Annotated in this window: 14 protein-coding genes and 2 pseudogenes; 8 read left to right on the forward strand and 8 right to left on the reverse strand. The window is 59.0% G+C overall.

Annotation, left to right across the window (positions count from 1 at the left end):
* Positions 1-44 precede the first annotated feature (44 nt).
* Positions 45-2,132: a M3 family metallopeptidase gene (locus RlegSU303_RS21465; protein ID WP_131719971.1), complete on the reverse strand. Its 2,088-nt coding sequence runs from the start codon at positions 2,130-2,132 to the stop codon at positions 45-47.
* Positions 2,133-2,360: 228 nt separating this feature from the next.
* Between RlegSU303_RS21465 and RlegSU303_RS21470 the strand changes: the two genes are divergently transcribed.
* Positions 2,361-2,792 (forward strand): hypothetical protein, encoded by a 432-nt coding sequence (locus tag RlegSU303_RS21470; protein ID WP_131619986.1) that lies wholly within the window; start codon positions 2,361-2,363, stop codon positions 2,790-2,792.
* A 26-nt stretch (positions 2,793-2,818) separates the two neighbouring features.
* Here RlegSU303_RS21470 and RlegSU303_RS21475 read toward each other — a convergent pair whose 3' ends face one another.
* Together RlegSU303_RS21475 and RlegSU303_RS21480 are read right to left on the reverse strand one after the other, a co-directional pair.
* Positions 2,819-3,460 (reverse strand): LysE family translocator, encoded by a 642-nt coding sequence (locus RlegSU303_RS21475; protein ID WP_003543626.1) that lies wholly within the window; start codon positions 3,458-3,460, stop codon positions 2,819-2,821.
* Positions 3,461-3,841: 381 nt separating this feature from the next.
* On the reverse strand, positions 3,842-4,534 hold the full coding sequence (locus RlegSU303_RS21480; RefSeq protein ID WP_131719970.1) for a winged helix-turn-helix transcriptional regulator: 693 nt from the start codon (positions 4,532-4,534) through the stop codon (positions 3,842-3,844).
* Between the two features lie 178 nt (positions 4,535-4,712).
* On the opposite strand from RlegSU303_RS21480, the pseudogene RlegSU303_RS34570 reads away from it, so the two are divergent.
* Both RlegSU303_RS34570 and RlegSU303_RS21490 read left to right on the forward strand, forming a co-directional pair.
* Positions 4,713-5,494: pseudogene (locus RlegSU303_RS34570) on the forward strand (IS5 family transposase).
* A gap of 56 nt (positions 5,495-5,550) precedes the next feature.
* Positions 5,551-6,708: an acyl-CoA dehydrogenase family protein gene (locus RlegSU303_RS21490; protein WP_131720368.1), complete on the forward strand. Its 1,158-nt coding sequence runs from the start codon at positions 5,551-5,553 to the stop codon at positions 6,706-6,708.
* Between the two features lie 366 nt (positions 6,709-7,074).
* Here the strand turns inward: RlegSU303_RS21490 and RlegSU303_RS21495 are convergent, their stop codons facing one another.
* The gene (locus RlegSU303_RS21495; protein ID WP_131720367.1) at positions 7,075-7,989 is read right to left on the reverse strand and encodes a hypothetical protein; all 915 of its coding nucleotides are present in this window, start codon (positions 7,987-7,989) and stop codon (positions 7,075-7,077) included.
* A gap of 501 nt (positions 7,990-8,490) precedes the next feature.
* Between RlegSU303_RS21495 and RlegSU303_RS34400 the strand changes: the two are divergent.
* Positions 8,491-8,790: pseudogene (locus RlegSU303_RS34400) on the forward strand (integrase); the annotation flags it as partial.
* A 498-nt stretch (positions 8,791-9,288) separates the two neighbouring features.
* The gene (locus RlegSU303_RS21500; RefSeq protein ID WP_313903993.1) at positions 9,289-9,774 is read left to right on the forward strand and encodes a toll/interleukin-1 receptor domain-containing protein; all 486 of its coding nucleotides are present in this window, start codon (positions 9,289-9,291) and stop codon (positions 9,772-9,774) included.
* Between the two features lie 342 nt (positions 9,775-10,116).
* Here RlegSU303_RS21500 and RlegSU303_RS21505 read toward each other — a convergent pair whose 3' ends face one another.
* Complete coding sequence (locus RlegSU303_RS21505) at positions 10,117-11,340, reverse strand: argininosuccinate synthase (protein ID WP_131720365.1); 1,224 nt, start codon at positions 11,338-11,340, stop codon at positions 10,117-10,119.
* Positions 11,341-11,515: 175 nt separating this feature from the next.
* On the opposite strand from RlegSU303_RS21505, the gene RlegSU303_RS21510 reads away from it, so the two are divergent.
* The 3 genes from RlegSU303_RS21510 (at position 11,516) to RlegSU303_RS21520 (ending at position 13,755) form a co-directional block, all read left to right on the forward strand.
* Positions 11,516-12,367 carry an SDR family NAD(P)-dependent oxidoreductase gene (locus RlegSU303_RS21510; protein WP_131644517.1) on the forward strand — a complete coding sequence of 284 codons (852 nt, stop codon included), beginning with the start codon at positions 11,516-11,518 and terminating at the stop codon, positions 12,365-12,367.
* An 85-nt stretch (positions 12,368-12,452) separates the two neighbouring features.
* Positions 12,453-13,094: a LysE family translocator gene (locus RlegSU303_RS21515; protein WP_017962425.1), complete on the forward strand. Its 642-nt coding sequence runs from the start codon at positions 12,453-12,455 to the stop codon at positions 13,092-13,094.
* Positions 13,095-13,389: 295 nt separating this feature from the next.
* Positions 13,390-13,755 carry a hypothetical protein gene (locus RlegSU303_RS21520; protein WP_131720364.1) on the forward strand — a complete coding sequence of 122 codons (366 nt, stop codon included), beginning with the start codon at positions 13,390-13,392 and terminating at the stop codon, positions 13,753-13,755.
* Between the two features lie 48 nt (positions 13,756-13,803).
* Here the strand turns inward: RlegSU303_RS21520 and RlegSU303_RS21525 are convergent, their stop codons facing one another.
* The 3 genes from RlegSU303_RS21525 to RlegSU303_RS21535 all read right to left on the reverse strand — a co-directional run bounded on the left by RlegSU303_RS21525 (position 13,804) and on the right by RlegSU303_RS21535 (position 16,648).
* Positions 13,804-14,598: an ABC transporter ATP-binding protein gene (locus tag RlegSU303_RS21525; RefSeq protein WP_131720363.1), complete on the reverse strand. Its 795-nt coding sequence runs from the start codon at positions 14,596-14,598 to the stop codon at positions 13,804-13,806.
* Positions 14,595-15,473, reverse strand: coding sequence for an ABC transporter permease (locus RlegSU303_RS21530; RefSeq protein WP_017989717.1), 879 nt, complete (start codon positions 15,471-15,473; stop codon positions 14,595-14,597). Before RlegSU303_RS21530 ends, RlegSU303_RS21525 begins: the two co-directional genes overlap by 4 nt.
* Before the next feature lie 221 nt (positions 15,474-15,694).
* Positions 15,695-16,648: an ABC transporter substrate-binding protein gene (locus RlegSU303_RS21535; protein WP_131720362.1), complete on the reverse strand. Its 954-nt coding sequence runs from the start codon at positions 16,646-16,648 to the stop codon at positions 15,695-15,697.
* Positions 16,649-16,720: the final 72 nt, after the last annotated feature.

A 16,720-nucleotide genomic window follows, 5' to 3' on the forward strand; every position in this document is an offset into this window, starting at 1 on the left:
CAAGGCTGTCGCCCCGCCGCATCATAGCGTGTCATCAAATTGTCTTAGGCGTCGCTGCCTGTCAATTCCTCGAAGGTCGAAAGTCCTTTTTTGATGAGCATCGCATCCGGGCTCGGCAGCTTGCCGCGGAAGGCCTTGTAGGCGTCTTCCGGATCGACCGAACCGCCGACGGAATAGATATTGTCCTTGAGCTTGCGCGCCATCTCGCCGTTGAAGGCATCTCCCGTCTCCTCGAAGGCGGCAAAGGCGTCGGCGTCGAGCACCTCCGACCACATGTAGGAGTAATAGCCGGCCGAATAGCCGCCGGAGAAGATGTGCTGGAAGTGCGGCGTCGCATGGCGCATGACGATCGACTTCGGCATGCCGATCTCGGCCAGCACCTCGCCCTGCACCGCCATCGGGTCCTCGACGGCCGTTCTCGTGTGAAACGCCATGTCGACCAGCGCCGATGAGGTGAACTCGACGGTATTGAAGCCGGCATTGAAGGTGCGGGCGGCAAGCACCTTGTCGAGCAGGGCCTGCGGCATCGGATCGCCGGTTTCGACATGCACGGCATAGCGCTTCAGAATATCGGGCACCGTCAGCCAGTGCTCATAGAGCTGCGAGGGCAGCTCGACGAAATCGCGCGAGACGCCGGTGCCCGCAACCGAGGGATAGGTGACGTTCGAAAGCATGCCGTGCAGCGCATGGCCGAATTCGTGGAACAGCGTGCGGGCATCGTCGAGCGACAGCAGCGCCGGCTTGCCTTCCGCCGGCTTGGCGAAGTTGCAGACATTATAGATGATCGGCAATTCGCCGTGGCGGCCGTTCTTCAGCTGCAGCCTGTGCTGCGATTGCAGCGAGCTCATCCAGGCGCCTGATCGTTTCGAACTGCGGGCGAAATAATCGCCGAGGAAGAGGGCGACGAGCTTGTCTTCGCGGTCCCTGATTTCGAACACCCTGACGTCAGGGTGATAGGCGGCCACGCCCTTCTTCTCGACGGCCCGGATGCCGAACAGCCGGCCGGCCACGTCGAAGCAGGCTTCGATGATCTTCTCGAGCTGCAGATAAGGCTTGAGCTCAGCCTCGGAGAAATCGAACTTCCGTGCGCGGATCTTTTCGGCATAGTGGCGCCAGTCCCAGGGCATCACCTCGTGGTTCCGGCCTTCCTCGGCAATCAGTGCCGCGATATCGATCTCCTCCTCGCCGGCGCGTTTCACCGCCCGTGCCCAGACAGCCTTGAGCAGGCCGTTCACCGCATCCGCCGTCTTCGCCATCGTGTTGTCGAGTTTCAGCTCGGCGAAATTGCCATAGCCGAGCAGCGTCGCCACCTGATGGCGCAGCGCCAGCGTTTCCTTGATGACGGCGCGATTGTCCGTCTCTCCGGCATTTTCGCCGCGCGCCACCCACGCCTTGAAAGCCTGCTCGCGCAGATCGCGGCGCTCCGAAAAGGTGAGGAAGGGCTCGATGATCGAGCGTGACAGCGTCACCGCATATTTGCCCTCTTCGCCGCGTTCGCGCGCTGCTGCCGCCATCGCGTCGCGAAGGAATTCCGGCAGGCCCTCCAGCTCGGGTCCATCAGAAAGCACCAGAGCCCAGGCCTTCTCGTCGGCCAGCACGTTCTGGCCGAATTGCGTCCCGAGGCCGGCAAGCTTTTCATTGATCGCGGCGAGTTTTTCCTGCTCAGCCTTTTCGAGCTTGGCGCCCGATTTGACGAAGCCTTTCCAGTGGCGCTCCAGCACGCGTGTCTGTTCGAGCGTCAGGTTAAGCGTCTCGCGGCTCTCCCAGAGCGCGTCGATGCGGGCAAAAAGCGCTGCATTCATCCCGATCTTCGAATAGTGGCGCGACATCTTCGGCGAGATCTCCCGCTCCAGCGCCTGGATCACATCATTAGTATGGGCGCCCGCCTTGTTCCAGAACAGCGACGAAACGCGCGACAGCGCGTCGCCGGCAATCTCCAGCGCCACGACCGTATTGTCGAATGTCGGCGCATCGCCGTTTCCGGCGATCTCGTCGATCTCCTTTTCATGCGCGGCAAGCGCGGCTTCGAAGGCGGCGGCAAAATCACCGTCATCAACAGCATCGAAACGCGGCAGACCGTGAAGACCGTCCCAGGTCACCAGCGCCGGATTGAAATCATGTGGAGAAGGCATCGGAGAATTCCTTTTGGCATGCAGATGGATCGTCAATATAGGAGAGCCGTCATAGAATTGGTATGTTGCCGGGAAGGACCTTTTGCCCCGCCTGCCAAATTTGGCGTGCGCCCGGCAAATCCGGTGGACAACAATTGATACGTGAAAATTAACCAATCGTTAACGATTGACGCGAATCACGCGCAAGCGCTAGTTTTCCGATGTTCTTCTTGTAAGGGGACATGCGCCATGGAAATTTTTTCTGTGCGGTCTTCTCAGAGTTTGCTCTTTAAAAACAATCCCAATAACGCAAAAAGTTCGAAGACCTCTGATATTCAAATCGAGACCAGAGCTCCCGCCCCGGCCTCGTTCCAGATCGAAGACGATGTTGGCGAAGGCCCGGATTTCACCGCGGTCAGCCCTGGAGAACTGCGCAATTACGCACGCCAGGGTTTCGACAGTGGCCTGATCGATCAAAACACCTACGCCGCGATCTCCGAACCGCTGCCGATGCATGCGATCGATCCGCTCGGCAACATCATCGATCTCTCCAGCGTCACCGACGGCACCAGCTTCAATTTCCTCGATTACTACCAGAACCAGCTGCAGATCGCCATGTCCATCGGCGATCCCAATGAGGTCCAGACGCTGAAATCGATCGTCAATTTTCTGGATGGCTGATCGGAGAATGATGCCGAAAATCTAGGTCAGGCCTTGCGCCAACCGAGCAGGCCGGGCGTTGCGTGCCAGAGCGCCTGGGCAGCAAATCCCATGAAAAGCACGCCGGAACAGCGCACGATCAACCGCTCATGAGCACGATAGAAGCGCCGCACCGTACCGGCGCCGATGATGCCGATCAGGATGATGTCGGCAGTCACGAAACCGACGAACGACACGACGAGCAGCACCGGCAACGCCTCGAAATCGAGCGCGCCGGCCGAGCCAGCAACCAGTGCGGTGAAGGTGGCAAGCGCCACCGGATAACCCTTCGGATTGGTGACGCCAAAGATCAGACCGCGACGAAACGGCCGCTCGACCACAACAAGCGCCTGCCCTTCCGCTTTCGGCTTGGCATTGACGGCGCTCCAGCCGATCCAGGCGAGGTAGAAACCGCAGGCAAGGCCGAGCAGGTCGAAGACCAAGGTTCCGATCGTCTTTGCCCCGACGATCGCGATCAGGGCAAGCGACGACCAGATAAGATCCCCGACCAGATGCCCCATCATGAAGAAGGCGCCGGCCTTGCGGCCCTGCCCGGCGCCGATACCGAGCAGCTGCAAGAAGGCGGGGCCTGGAATGAGCACGTAAAAGAGCGCCGCCAGAAAAGCGCCAAAGAGCAAAGACTGCGTCATGGAAATGCTCCGGAGGATGATGACGGCAGACTAAGCGATCACGGCCATCCGTCAAGGGTGGTGCACTGCCACGAAGAGTGGGATCAGGTAGCAAACGCTACCGGAGGCGGACATCTGTTCGTTGTTGAAGGATGCGGCTGCTTTGCGCCCGCAATTCGGTCATCCAAGAGCCAGATCGTCTACGCCGAAAGCTGCTGCCCGCGGCGGCTCAGATTCAAACCGGCCTAAATGACCGGGGGTCAGGGAATTTGCTGCCCGGCCGTTTTGGGGTCACGGCTGTCAAGACGCGGACCGGCTTCTGCAGGAGTGCGTGCCAATTTTCCGGCTGGGGTGACGGGTCTTCGTTGCTGGGCTTTATCCGTCAGAACCACTCTCGATGGTTCAAGCCCTCATCCGGGGGGTTTTGGCAAACACACTAAGACCGAGCCATTCCTGCATGTCGCGCGCGAGGACCCTGTCCCCGTCAAGTTTCAGCGTTTCTGCATCGGTTTCCTGACGTATGGTCGTGATGCCCATCCAAATTGCGGTCATCGAACGGAGCGACCCTTCAACGAGAAGGTCTACATCATAGCCCGGATCGAAGTTGCAGAGATCGACTTTTCCGTTTTCGACCACAAGCCACCAGCTTTTTTGCGCGGCCGAAAGTTCCGGGTACAGAAACTGTATCGTACAACGGTGGGTCGGAAGTCTTCTTGTATCGAGGCTCCGCCGCATGTCCCACATGAGCAGAGAAGGGTCGAGATTCTTCAAGGAAAGTCGCGATTCCATCCACCGTTGAGCCCAATTTCCGAGACCTATGATCAGAGGTCTTAATTCTTCGCCCGCTGCCGTGAGTTGGTAATCGGTAATGCCGTTCGCGCTCCTTGTCACCGTGATGACGCCCGATTGTTCCAGTTCTTTCAGTCGTTTTGATAGGAGTGCCGGAGACATTTTTGGTAGACCGCGACGCAACTCATTAAAGCGCGTCGATCCGCAAAGGAATTCGCGGACGACCAAGGTCGTCCACCGCGAGCAGAGGATTTCCGACGCCATTGATACTGGGCAGAATTGCCCGTAGCCGTCACGCTCTACCATAAGGACCTCCACCGGTCTGGATCAGGCACAATATTGCAAAACAACCGGTCCGCCAAATGCTCCTTGCCTGGCCATACGGCGGCGGGGTTCAGTACAGTTCGTGTACTAGGCCCTGTTGACAAAGTGCCTTTTCAAATCAGGTAGGGTCTGATTCAAGGCTGCTTTTTAGGAGGCAGCAATGGCGCGTGGAGACCTAACCGACGCAGAATGGCGGATTGTGGAACCACTTCTTCCTGCAGAGCGTGGCCGTAAATCGCGACCCTCGCACGATAATCGTCAGTTCATGAACGGCATGTTGCATGTCCTTCGGGTCGGCTGCCCGTGGCGTGACATGCATGAGCGATACGGAAAGTGGAATTCAGTCTACGTCCGGTTCCGTCGCTGGGCCGAGCAAGGGGTATGGGATGCACTTTTGGAAACGCTTGTCGAGCTTGGCCTTACAGATGATTGGCAGCACATGCTGGACAGCACCACAGTTCGAGGCCATTCACAGGCAGCGGGCGCTAAAGGGGGACTCATAAGGAGGCTTTTGGTCGATCACGCGGCGGCTTTACGACAAAAATCCACGCCCGAGCAGACGGTCAGGGCCGCCCTCTTGGCTTTGTCCTGACGGGTGGCGAAGCCTCTGACTATCTGGCCGTTCCAGATCTTCTCGCAATGCCGGTAAACAGGCCTCGTCGTCTACTCGCCGACAAGGGATATGATGCCGACAGCATCCGCCAGGAACTTCTCTTCCACGGAACACGCCCGGTTATTCCGCCACGAGCAAGCAGAAAAAACCCACCGAATTGCGATTATCATGCCTATAAGGATCGCAATCGCATCGAGCGGATGTTCAACCGGATCAAACAGTTCCGCCGCATCGCTACGCGCTACGACAAGACCAAAACATCATTCGCGGCATTCCTGGCGATCGCCGCAGCGAAGATTTGGCTGCCCCACTTTGTCAACATGACCTAGCCGCAATTGTGAAACGAGCGCAGAGTCTCAATCCTCACGAGATAGGAGGCATTGATATGCTCGGGCTTACAGAACCAAAACAGAACCTTGCCGGCGGTCGGACCATTGTCGAACTAACCAATTCGGTCCTGCCCACCATCGCGCAACGCGCCGCATCGATCGACGAGAGCGACACCTTCGTCGGCGAGAATTACGCGCTTCTAAAGGAATCTGGACTCGTGCGGGCAGGCGTTCCAATCGAATTGGGCGGACTGGGCGCGGAAGTGCCCGAACTTTCTGAGATGCTCAAATCCATTGCTCGTGCATGTGGGTCCACTGCGCTTGCCTTTTCCATGCATACCCATCAAGTCGCCATCCCCGCCTGGCGCTGGCGGCATCAAAAGGTGGCCGCGGTGGAGCCGCTCCTGAGACGTGTTGCATCGGAGCAAATCATATTGCTCTCGAGCGGCGGATCGGACTGGATCGGCGGATCGGGCAAGGCCATGAAAGTTGATGGCGGATACCGGATCACCGCGCGTAAACGCTTCACTTCCGGCGCGGCGGCAGGAAACATCCTGATGACCGGTGCCGTTTATGAAGAACAGGACGGCGCGCGCTCCGTCATTCATTTCGGCGTTCCGATGGCATCGCCAGAGGTTTCGATAGAGGATACGTGGCGAACACTTGGAATGAGGGGAACCGGGTCAAACGATATCATCATCGAAAACCTCTTCGTGCCGGATGCGAGTGTCGCATTTTCCAGAAGCGCGGGGCAATGGCATCCAGTATTTCAAGTCATCGCCATGATCGCGTTTCCTCTGATCTACGCGGCCTATCTTGGCGTCGCCGAGAGCGCCCGCGACATCGCAGTCAAGATGGTCCGTAGCAAGGCCAACAGCGATCATGTGATCGGGTTGGTCGGGCGCATGGAAACGTCTCTGAGGGCCGCACAGATCGCGCATCGCTGGATGTTAGAGGTAGTTGCTCGAAACGAACCGTCCGCGGAAACCGTCAACGAGGTTATGATCGGCCGTTCCCTGGTCGCACGGCACGCTATCGAGGTGACGGAGCTTGCAATGGAGGTCGCAGGCGGCGCGGCATTCTATCGAGAGAACGGCCTGGAGCGCTGCTTCCGTGACATACAGGGCGCTCGCTATCATCCGATGCAGCCCGGAGCCCAGGCGCAATACGCGGGTTCATTCGCGCTCGGACTTCCCACCGAGAAGATTTTCTAGCGCCTGGCGCAACGACGAACTCCGCGGAATCATAGGCTAGGTGGGTAGTTTGACGTCCAGAATTCGAATGGACGAGCCCCGCCAGCAGGGACGACAGAGCAACCTCTTGTCCGCTTTGGGCCGATATGCGACCTCGACCACGGCAGCAATGCGCCCTCAATACGGACATTCAGACGGGGTACGAGATTTCCAAAAAGCTGCGGTTCAGCTTATGCGGGTTGAAAATCGAGCTTGGGGTGGAAAGCTGACTATCTCCTTCTGACGCAGCAGGTCGAAAGGCAGACATTCGGTGATCGGCCATTTGGTGCTATCGGGGGACAGGCCACCATTGGAACTGAACCCTTGAGGCATAAATTTCGAGGGGGACTACTCCTTAGACCATTTTGCCACGCGCCCATCTGAGATCGTTGTGTCGTACCGCTCAATGAACTTCAACATTTTCTCTTTATCGGCATAAGTCTGTGCCCACTTTGCCGCCCCGTCTGCAACAGCCAACATTAATAGATAGAGGTTGAACGGCTTGGGCAGACGCGGGTCTAACGGTGCCATTAAGGGGGCCCTTCCTATGTAAGGCGCTATGGAAGACACCTTTCCAGCGAGGACCTGTCGCGATGCGAGGTTGGTCATGTGAAGAATTGAGTTTCGAAATTCCCAGACCTCAACGGCGCTTATTCCGATTGGCGCGAGGTTAACATATGTGTCCAGCCAGTCAGTGAAATTGCCGCGGACGTCGCCATGTTCCACAAAAGCGAGCGTATCGACGCACGACATAAGCAGCTTTGCCGATGATACATGGTGGCCCGCGTTGAAGAGCAACTTAATAGCTTTGAAATAATCGTCGTCGAGCAGTTCAGCCAAGTGAAATTTATTTCCCCGCACGTATGTGACCAAATAGTCCGGGACTGATCCACGCCCTTCGATCTTTGTCACGACATCGCCGCGAAACGGGCCGGTGGAAACCTGTTGATGTACAGTAGGCACGCCATCGACAACTGGCGTCACGCAATAAATTACCGCGCGAGGTGCCCTATAGTGATAAAATGCCTCCTCAAAATAGTGAGTTACTTCGCTAAAGCGTTGCGCCGCAATCCACTCATCCGGGGTGAAGGTCCGTTCAAAATCGAAACGCCTGGCGTTCGTGTGGTCGGCCTCAACGTTGGCTAGCAAGAGTTTTAGTTTGGCCTCGTCACTGCCCGCTAGACGGTGATGGCGGGCACCATATTGCCGAGCTACTCCCTCATCAAAATAAACAAAAAGGTTGAAGGCGCGTTCCTCGAACATCGACGATCTTTTTTTCTGGCTGATTGTCAAGTTATTGCACAATCTTGCGCGGTACTATTCCTAATTTCAACGTGGATCGACATGTTTGCCCCGCCAGGTTTTTTTCCTTCCTTACGGCATGAAAGCGAGCGACTACATTGACTATCAATTATTTTGCCACGGCGGGCGGCGGAATTCAGGACTCCGCCAGTACGATCACTGGCTGGAATGTGGCAGGCCGGTCTTTCCCTACGGAAGCTTTCAGGAATTGCTATTGTTGCTCAAATGACCGAAATGCCGTCGGGACGCGGTCGCCGAAATCACTGTCGCTCTACGGCAGGTGACGTTGACACCGAAAACTTGACAGTTTGGATACGGTGCCCTTGAACCTGGAATTCGCGCGTTCTTCCAACGGCCAATGGTGGCGGAAGGAGAACTCAAATGGTTATCGCACAATATGATCCTGGTGCACTGGGTCGCCCGGCATAGAACGCCGGCCGGAAGGTTGGCGTAAAGAAGCCCCTGAAGCAGCGCCAGATCTGGGCAATTCGTTTCTTCCTCGATAGAGGGGCGCATAAGGGAGCGAGCGCTGTTCGATCTCGCAATCGACAGCAAGCCACGCGGCTGCGATCTGGTCAAGATCAAGATCGGAACCATTGTTACAGGCCAGGAAATTCGAGCCCGCGCCATGGTCGTCCAGCAAAAACTGGACGTCCCGTCCAATTTGAGATTACGACCGACGTTAGGCTAAGTTTGCTTGCGTGGCTTGAACGAAGAGGCGGAAAAATCGATGACTACGCCTTTCCCAGTCGGGTCGATCACGATTTGACAATGCACAGCCCGGGGCCGTGCGTCTCGGTGCAGACGGCCCTCGTTTAGAAAGTCGACCGAACTGCTATGCGCGCGCCCTCAGATGTCATTCGGCCAAGCTGCAATCAATCCTCAAAGCGCCGCAGACCCCGATACACTATCAGATAGATCCAAAGAGTAGTCAGAGAATTCGCTAATAATCCGATAGGTTCTAGTCTGCGAATCGTGATCTATGTATGGCTAGCTAAGTTCACCCCTTTGGGCCTTTGGGAGAATACCGCTGACATGGCAAGATGCACGGCACCAAGCGAAGGCCATCGGTCAGCGAGAGCAGCGGCAAACTGCCCTGCATGTCGTGGCCGCTCGCGATACGGCTACAGTAGTGGGTACTCTCCCCCGTCCTATTCGTCCCTTTCCTACTATTCGTCCTCGGCGAGCAGTGGAGGTGCACGGAGCAGCGGCAGCGGGACTGGCCGCGTAAGAGCGAGTTGGTCAAAACCTGGTTCGGCTTTGTTCTACACTCCTGCGGAAGTTCGGGAACTCACCCCGGTCCGGGTCAACGTCGAAGAACTAGCCGCCAAGCGACCGGAACTCCGAGACGTATTCCTCTGCCATGCTTGGGACGACCGACAGAAGGCCGCGAAGGAACTGCACGACCTTCTTGAGGCGCGTGGTGTCCGGGTCTGGTTCAGCGAGAAGGACATTGGGCTTGGCGAGCCGTTCATGCGCTCCATCGACAAAGGCTTGGCGAACTCGCGAGTGGGGATTGTGTTGGTGACTCCTGCAATGCTGAGCACCCTCCCTAAAGGGGGTGTCGCCGACAAGGAACTTTCGGCACTCCTGGCGGGCGAGAGGCTTGTACCCATCGTGCATCAGACAACTTATGACGCTCTACGCGAAATAAGTCCCCTGCTGGCCTCGCGAAACGGGCTAAACACGGCAGAGGCCACGATGGCAGAGGTGGCAGCGAAGCTTGCCGAATTGGTGACTGTTTAGATAGAACCGGGGTGGCACCTCAGCGAGCGCATGCGGACCGAAACGATCTGAAGCTTCGTGAACGGCTAGGCGTTGCTTCGGACTACCTAACCGCAGTCGGCCGAGATCTTTCCCACCGAATAGCCAGCTTAGCATTGTCCGATATCGCCGGCCGCCCATCAAAAGCTGCCCGTCTGCCTTCGGCCCCGTAGCGGTCGTCTATCCAAGCCGAGCCGATGTCCGTTGTTGCAATCCGGCCATCCAGAACGCTCTAGAGTTTGGTGGTGTTTGCAACCTCACTCCACGAAAAAGCCCGCGCGGCAATGCCGGCGGGCTCTTATCCGGTTCGAAGGCGAACCGCGATTATTTCGCGAGGTTGCGCTTGGCGAGCGTGCGCAGGCGCAGCGCATTGAGCTTGATGAAGCCCGCCGCATCCTTCTGGTCGTAGGCGCCCTGATCGTCCTCGAAGGTGACGAGCTTGTCGGAATAGAGCGACTTTTCGCTTTCGCGGCCGATGACCATGACATTGCCCTTGTAGAGCTTCAGCGTCACTTCGCCTTCGACATGCTCCTGGCTCTTGTCGATCAGCGCCTGCAGCATCTCGCGTTCCGGCGAGAACCAGAAGCCGTAATAGATCAGCTCGGCGTAGCGCGGCATGATGTCGTCCTTGAGATGGGCGGCACCGCGGTCGAGCGTGATCGATTCGATGGCGCGGTGCGCCGAAAGCAGGATGGTGCCGCCTGGCGTCTCGTAGACGCCGCGCGACTTCATGCCGACAAAGCGGTTCTCGACGAGGTCGAGACGGCCGATGCCGTTGTCGCGGCCGTAATTGTTGAGCGCAGCCAAGAGTGTCGCTGGGCTCATGCGCACGCCGTTGATCGAAACTGCATCACCCTTTTCGAAGCCGACCTTGATGGTCGTTGCCTTGTCGGGTGCAGCTTCAGGCGAAATGGTGCGCATATGCACATATTCAGGCGCCTCCTGGGAGGGGTCTTCGAGAACCTTGCCTTCGGAAGAGGAATGCAGAAGGTTGGCGTCGACGGAGAATGGCGCCTCGCCCATCTTGTCCTTGGCAACCGGGATCTGATGCTGTTCGGCAAAGGCCAGCAGATCGGTGCGGCTCTTGAACGCCCAGTCGCGCCACGGCGCGATGATCTTGATGTCCGGGTTCAGGGCATAGGCGGACAGCTCGAAACGGACCTGGTCGTTGCCCTTTCCGGTCGCGCCGTGGGCGATCGCATCCGCACCCGTCTTGCGGGCGATGTCGATCAGATGCTTGGAAATCAGAGGACGGGCGATCGAGGTGCCGAGCAGATAGACGCCCTCGTAGACGGCATTGGCACGGAACATCGGGAAGACGAAATCGCGCACGAATTCCTCGCGCACATCCTCGATATAGATCTCCTTGATGCCGAGCATTTCGGCCTTCTTGCGCGCCGGCTCCAGCTCTTCGCCCTGGCCGAGATCGGCGGTGAAGGTGACGACTTCGGCGCCGAGCTCCGTCTGCAGCCACTTCAGGATGATCGAGGTGTCGAGGCCGCCGGAATAGGCGAGAACGACTTTCTTCACGTCTTTGTATGATGCCATGATGATGAGGTCCGTTGCATAAAAGGCCGGCAAAACCCGGTGTCGCGGCACTTTTAGCGAGATTGGCGCGTGACGCAAGACCAAGTGCGACGCTGATGGTGCCGATACCGTTTGACAGCGCGAAAGCGGAGCCCATATTCGCCAGCGTCCGCAAATACTCGAGGAGAGGCTGCCCGTGACGAATATTCAAGACATTTTCAAGAAATCCAATGTTGCCGTCATCACCGGCGGCGCCTCCGGCATCGGCCTTGCCGCGGCGAAATATTTCGCCGGACGCGGTATGAGCGTCGCCATTGCCGATCTGGGCGGCGATCGGCTGGCCGACGCCGCCAACGAACTTAAGGCCATTGCCGGCGAGGAAAATGTGATGGCGGTCGAGACCGACGTCGCCAGCAGAGACTCGCTGGAAGCGCTCGAGCGCGCGGTGCTCCAGCGTTTCGGCCGCGTGCACGTGCTGATGAACAATGCCGGCATCGGCCCGGAAACCTCGATCTTCAGCCCGCAGGCGAACTGGGACAATATCTTCGCCGTCAACCTGCTGGGTGTAATCAACGGCACCCGCACCTTCGGCCCGAAGATGCTGTCGCATGGCGAGCCGGGCCTGATCATCAACACCGGCTCCAAACAAGGCATCACCACGCCGCCCGGCAACCCCGCCTACAATATCTCCAAAGCTGGCGTGAAAGTCTTTACTGAAGCGCTGGAGCACGAGCTTCGCAACACCCAAGGCGGAAAGATCTCCGCCCATCTTCTGATCCCCGGCTTCGTCTTCACCGGCCTCACCAAGGGCGACCGCGCCGAAAAACCGGCCGCGGCCTGGACGCCGGAGCAGACCGTCGATTTCATGGTCGAGAGCCTCGAACGCGGCGATTTCTATATCCTCTGCCCCGACAATGACGTCGCGCGTCCGGTCGACGAACGCCGCATGCTCTGGGCAGCCGGCGATATCGTCGAGAACCGCCCGCCCCTGTCGCGCTGGCACAAGGACTATGCCGACAGCTTCAAGGCGTTCCTCGAACAAAAGTAATCGGCGCCATCAGAAGGTTTGATTGGTAATTTTCCGAAAGCCGGGTAAGAGATCCCCAGATCCTTTCCGGCTTTCAGAGTGTGTCATGGATTTCCTGCCCAGCCTGCCGACCCTTCTCGCCTTTGCCGCCGCGACGCTGCTGCTTGCGGCGACCCCAGGCCCCGATATGACGCTGTCGATCAGCCGCGCGCTCGCCCAGGGCAAGAAGGCGGCGCTCTTCGTTGTCGTCGGCACCAGCCTCGGCATCGTCGTCCACACCATGCTGGTCGCTTTCGGCATTTCGGCGCTGATCACCGCCTCGCCGACCGCCTTCCTGATCCTGAAGACCGGTGGTGCCGCCTATCTGCTCTGGCTGGCGGTACAGGCGATCCGTTTCGGCTCGAAGCTCACCGTCGCCAAGGTCGAGGAGCAGAAGGGCACCGCCCTCTCGAACATCTCGTCAGGCTTCTGGGTCAATCTTCTGAACCCCAAGGTCATCATCTTCTTCATGACCTTCCTGCCGCAATTCGTCAGCGCCGGCGATCCGGCCGTCACCCAAAAGCTGCTCTTTCTCGGCTTCTGCTTCATCCTGATCGGCATGCCGGTCAACGCCAGCGTCGTCTTTGCCGCCGACTGGCTGGCCTCATGGCTGCAGAACAACAAGAAAGTGCTGCGCGGCATGGACTACACCTTCGCCGGCGTCTTCTCGATCTTCGCCGCAAAGATCCTGCTCACCCAGGCGAGATAGCCGCGGTTGCGCAGCAATCCCGCGGTTGCGCAGCAATCCGCCCGCGGTCGGTTGATCGATCCGCCCGCGGTCGTGAAACGATCCGCCGCCAGCTACACCTATATTCGCGAGACGCCACGCCGGAGCAGGCGGCGACGGCGAATTTCGTCGCCTTCCAAAATTATTCCATGCCTTTCGCGCGATTACTTGTGATCAACATATGATCGCAAATCGGCAATTGTGGCTAGGCCACGCCACCTTCGCTGCCCACATATCCTTTAGGGCTCACGAAGAGCTGCCTTGAAAGGATAAGTCCATGATTAGGTTCCGCAATATCATAACGGCAGGAGTTGTTGCGCTGACGTTTGCCGCCACGTCCCTTACAGCGACAACACCTGCCTTAGCTCACGGCGGCGGAGGCCATGGCGGTGGCGGCTTCTCGCGTGACGGCGGCCACTTCGGCGGTGGTGCGCATATGGGCGGCGGTAATTTCGCCGATCACGGCTTCGGAGCGCATCATTTCGGCGGAGCCGGCCCTTTTGGCGGACATCGCGACGGCCGTTTCGCCTTCCACGATAGAAATCGTCTGTTCTTCGGCGATGACGACTATTACCCGGAACAGTGCCAGCCGGAATGGCTCAACCAGTACGGTCGTCGCGTGCTGGTGGAAGTCTGCTCTTGATGACGGTCCCACGGGCCTCTGAGGAGTCGTGAAACGATCAGCTGCCCGCTAACCGATCAGCAACGCATCGTCATCCAGCGTCTGGCCGCGCATCTTGCGGAACATTGCGATCAAATCCTCGACCTGCAATGTCTTGCGGCTGTCGCCGGCGACATCGAGCACGATCTCTCCGCCATGCAGCATCACGGTGCGGTGGCCATAGTCGAGCGCCTGGCGCATCGAATGCGTCACCATCAGCGTCGTCAGCTTGCGCTCGGAAACGATCTTCTGGGTCAGACCCATGATGAATTCCGCCATGCCGGGGTCAAGCGCCGCTGTATGTTCGTCGAGCAGCAGCACTTCCGAGCCCGCCAGCGTCGCCATGACGAGCGAGACCGCTTGGCGCTGGCCGCCGGAAAGCAAGTCCATGCGGTCCTTCATGCGGTTCTCCAGCCCGAGATTGAGTTCGGCGATCCTCTCGCGAAAATGGTCGCGCCGTTTTGCGCCAAGCGCCGAAACAAGCCCGCGCCGCTCGCCGCGGCGCGCCGCAAGCGCCAGGTTTTCCTCGATCGACAGCGCACCGCAGCTTCCGGTCAGCGGGTCCTGGAAGACACGGGCGACCAGCCCGGCGCGCGCCGCCGTCGTCTTGCGTGTGACGTCTGTATTACCGATCAGCACCTGCCCCTCGCTTGCCAGCACGTCGCCGGCGAGCACGCCGAGCAGCGTCGATTTACCGGCGCCGTTCGAGCCGATGACGGTAACGAAGGAGCCTTCCTCGATCGTCAGGCTGACACCCGAGAGCGCCTGCTTCTGCAGCGGCGTGCCGCGCCCGAAAACGACCTTGATGTTCTTGAGGTTGATCACGACGCGGCACCTCCGCGCAAACGGGGAAGGATGAGCGCCACGGTCACCAGCACGGCCGTGACGAAATTGAGGTCGGACGCCTGCAGACCGATGACGTCGCTCGAAAGCGCCAGCTGGATCGCGATGCGATAGAGGATCGAGCCGAGCACGCATCCAACAAGCGCGATCAGCAGACCGCGGCGCCCGAGCAGCGTCTCGCCGATGATGACGGCCGCAAGCCCCACGACGATCGTGCCGACGCCCGAGGTGACGTCGGCAAAGCCGTTCGTCTGGGCAAACAGCGCGCCGCCGAGCGCCACCAGCGCATTGGAGATAGCCATGCCGAGATAGATCTGCCGGCTGGTATCGACGCCCTGGGCCCGCGCCATCCTTGCATTGGCGCCGGTCGCCCGCATTGCCAGCCCGGCATCGCTTTCCAGGAAACGCCAGACCAGGATGAGGGCGATGACGACGAGAACACCGACGAAGAGCGGCCGCACGTAGAAATCGCGAAGGCCATGGCCGAAGAACGGGCTGATCATCGTGTCGGCATTGATGAGGGCGACATTGGGTTTGCCCATTACGCGCAGATTGACGGAAAACAGTGCAATCATCGTCAGGATCGAGGCGAGCAGATTGAGGATCTTGAAGCGCACGTTGAGCAGTGCTGTCACCATGCCCGCAGCGGCACCGGCGGCCATGGCGATCAGAGCCGCAAGCCAGGCATTGACGCCGGCAATGATCAGCACGGCCGTCACCGCCGCGCCAAGTGGAAAGGAGCCGTCGACCGTCAGGTCGGGGAAGTCGAGAACTCGAAAGGCGAGATAGACGCCGAGAGCGACGAACGAATAGACCAGACCGAGCTCGACGGCCCCCCAGAATGCGATTTGGCTCAAGGCTTTCAGCCCCTTTTTGTGTCCGTTCCGCCCGTCGCGAAACGGAGTCTTTTAATACAAACAACCGCTCCCGTGCAAACGAGAGCGGCTGAATACGATGAAGGCGTTACAGCATGTCGCGCGAAAGTGTGCAGCGGTTTTGCGCCAAAGACATGCGGAAACATCTAAAGCGCGGCAAGCGAATCTGAAAGATCGCGACGCGCTTTAGAAATACCGACCGACTATTCGACGACTTTGTTAGCGCGGGAAAGCACGCTCTGCGGCAGCGTGACCCCCATCTTCTCGGCCGCCGCCTTGTTGACGACCAGGTCGCTGCCGGCGGGCGTCTTGACCGCGATGTTGCCCGGGTTCTCGCCCTTCAGCACACGCACGACGATCTCCCCGGTCTGCTTGCCGACATCATAATAGTTGAAGCCGAGGGCGGCGATCGAGCCGCGCGAAACCGAATCCGTATCGGCGGTAAAGAGCGGCAGTTTGCTCTCCTCGGCAACCGCGACGGCGCCTTCGAGCGCGGAGATGATCGTGTTGTCGGTCGGAATGTAGATCGCATCGGCGCGGCCAACGAGCGCGCGTGCCGCACCCTGGACCTCGGCCGACTTGGTGGCGGCCGATTCGACCACCTTCAGGCCAGCCTTTTCGGCTTCAGCCTTCAAGACGGCGAGCAGCGAAACGGAATTCGCCTCGCCGGAATTGTAGAGATAGCCGATGCTTTTCACATCGGGCAGGATTTCCTTGATCAGCGCAAGGTGCTCGGCGACCGGCGACATGTCGGAGAGGCCGGTGACGTTGCCGCCGGGCTTGTCCATATCCTTGACGAGCTGGGCGCCGAGCGGATCGGACACGGCTGTGAAGACGACAGGAATGTCACGCGTCGAGGAAACGACGGCTTGGGCCGAGGGCGTCGAGATCGGCACGATGACATTGGGCTCGTCGCCGGCGAACTGGCGGGCGATCTGGGCCGCCGTCGCCGGATTACCCTGCGCCGATTCGAAGACGAATTTCAGGTTCTCGCCCTCTTTGTAGCCAGCCGCCGTCAGCGCATCGAGAACACCCTTGCGCGCCGCATCCAGCGCCGGATGTTCGACGATCGCCGTCACGGCGACGGTGACGTCATCGGCCTTTGCGGGCAGGGAAAGGGCCAAAGTGGCGGCAAGAGCGAGTAAAATCGGGCGCATGGGGATCCTCCTGAATGATTTTGGGGGCACTTTTAGGAAAAGCGCCCCCTGAAATCAATCGCGGAGAATTGT

The sequence above is a fragment of the Rhizobium sp. SU303 genome (assembly GCF_021052345.1).
Taxonomy (GTDB): Bacteria; Pseudomonadota; Alphaproteobacteria; order Rhizobiales; family Rhizobiaceae; genus Rhizobium; species Rhizobium laguerreae.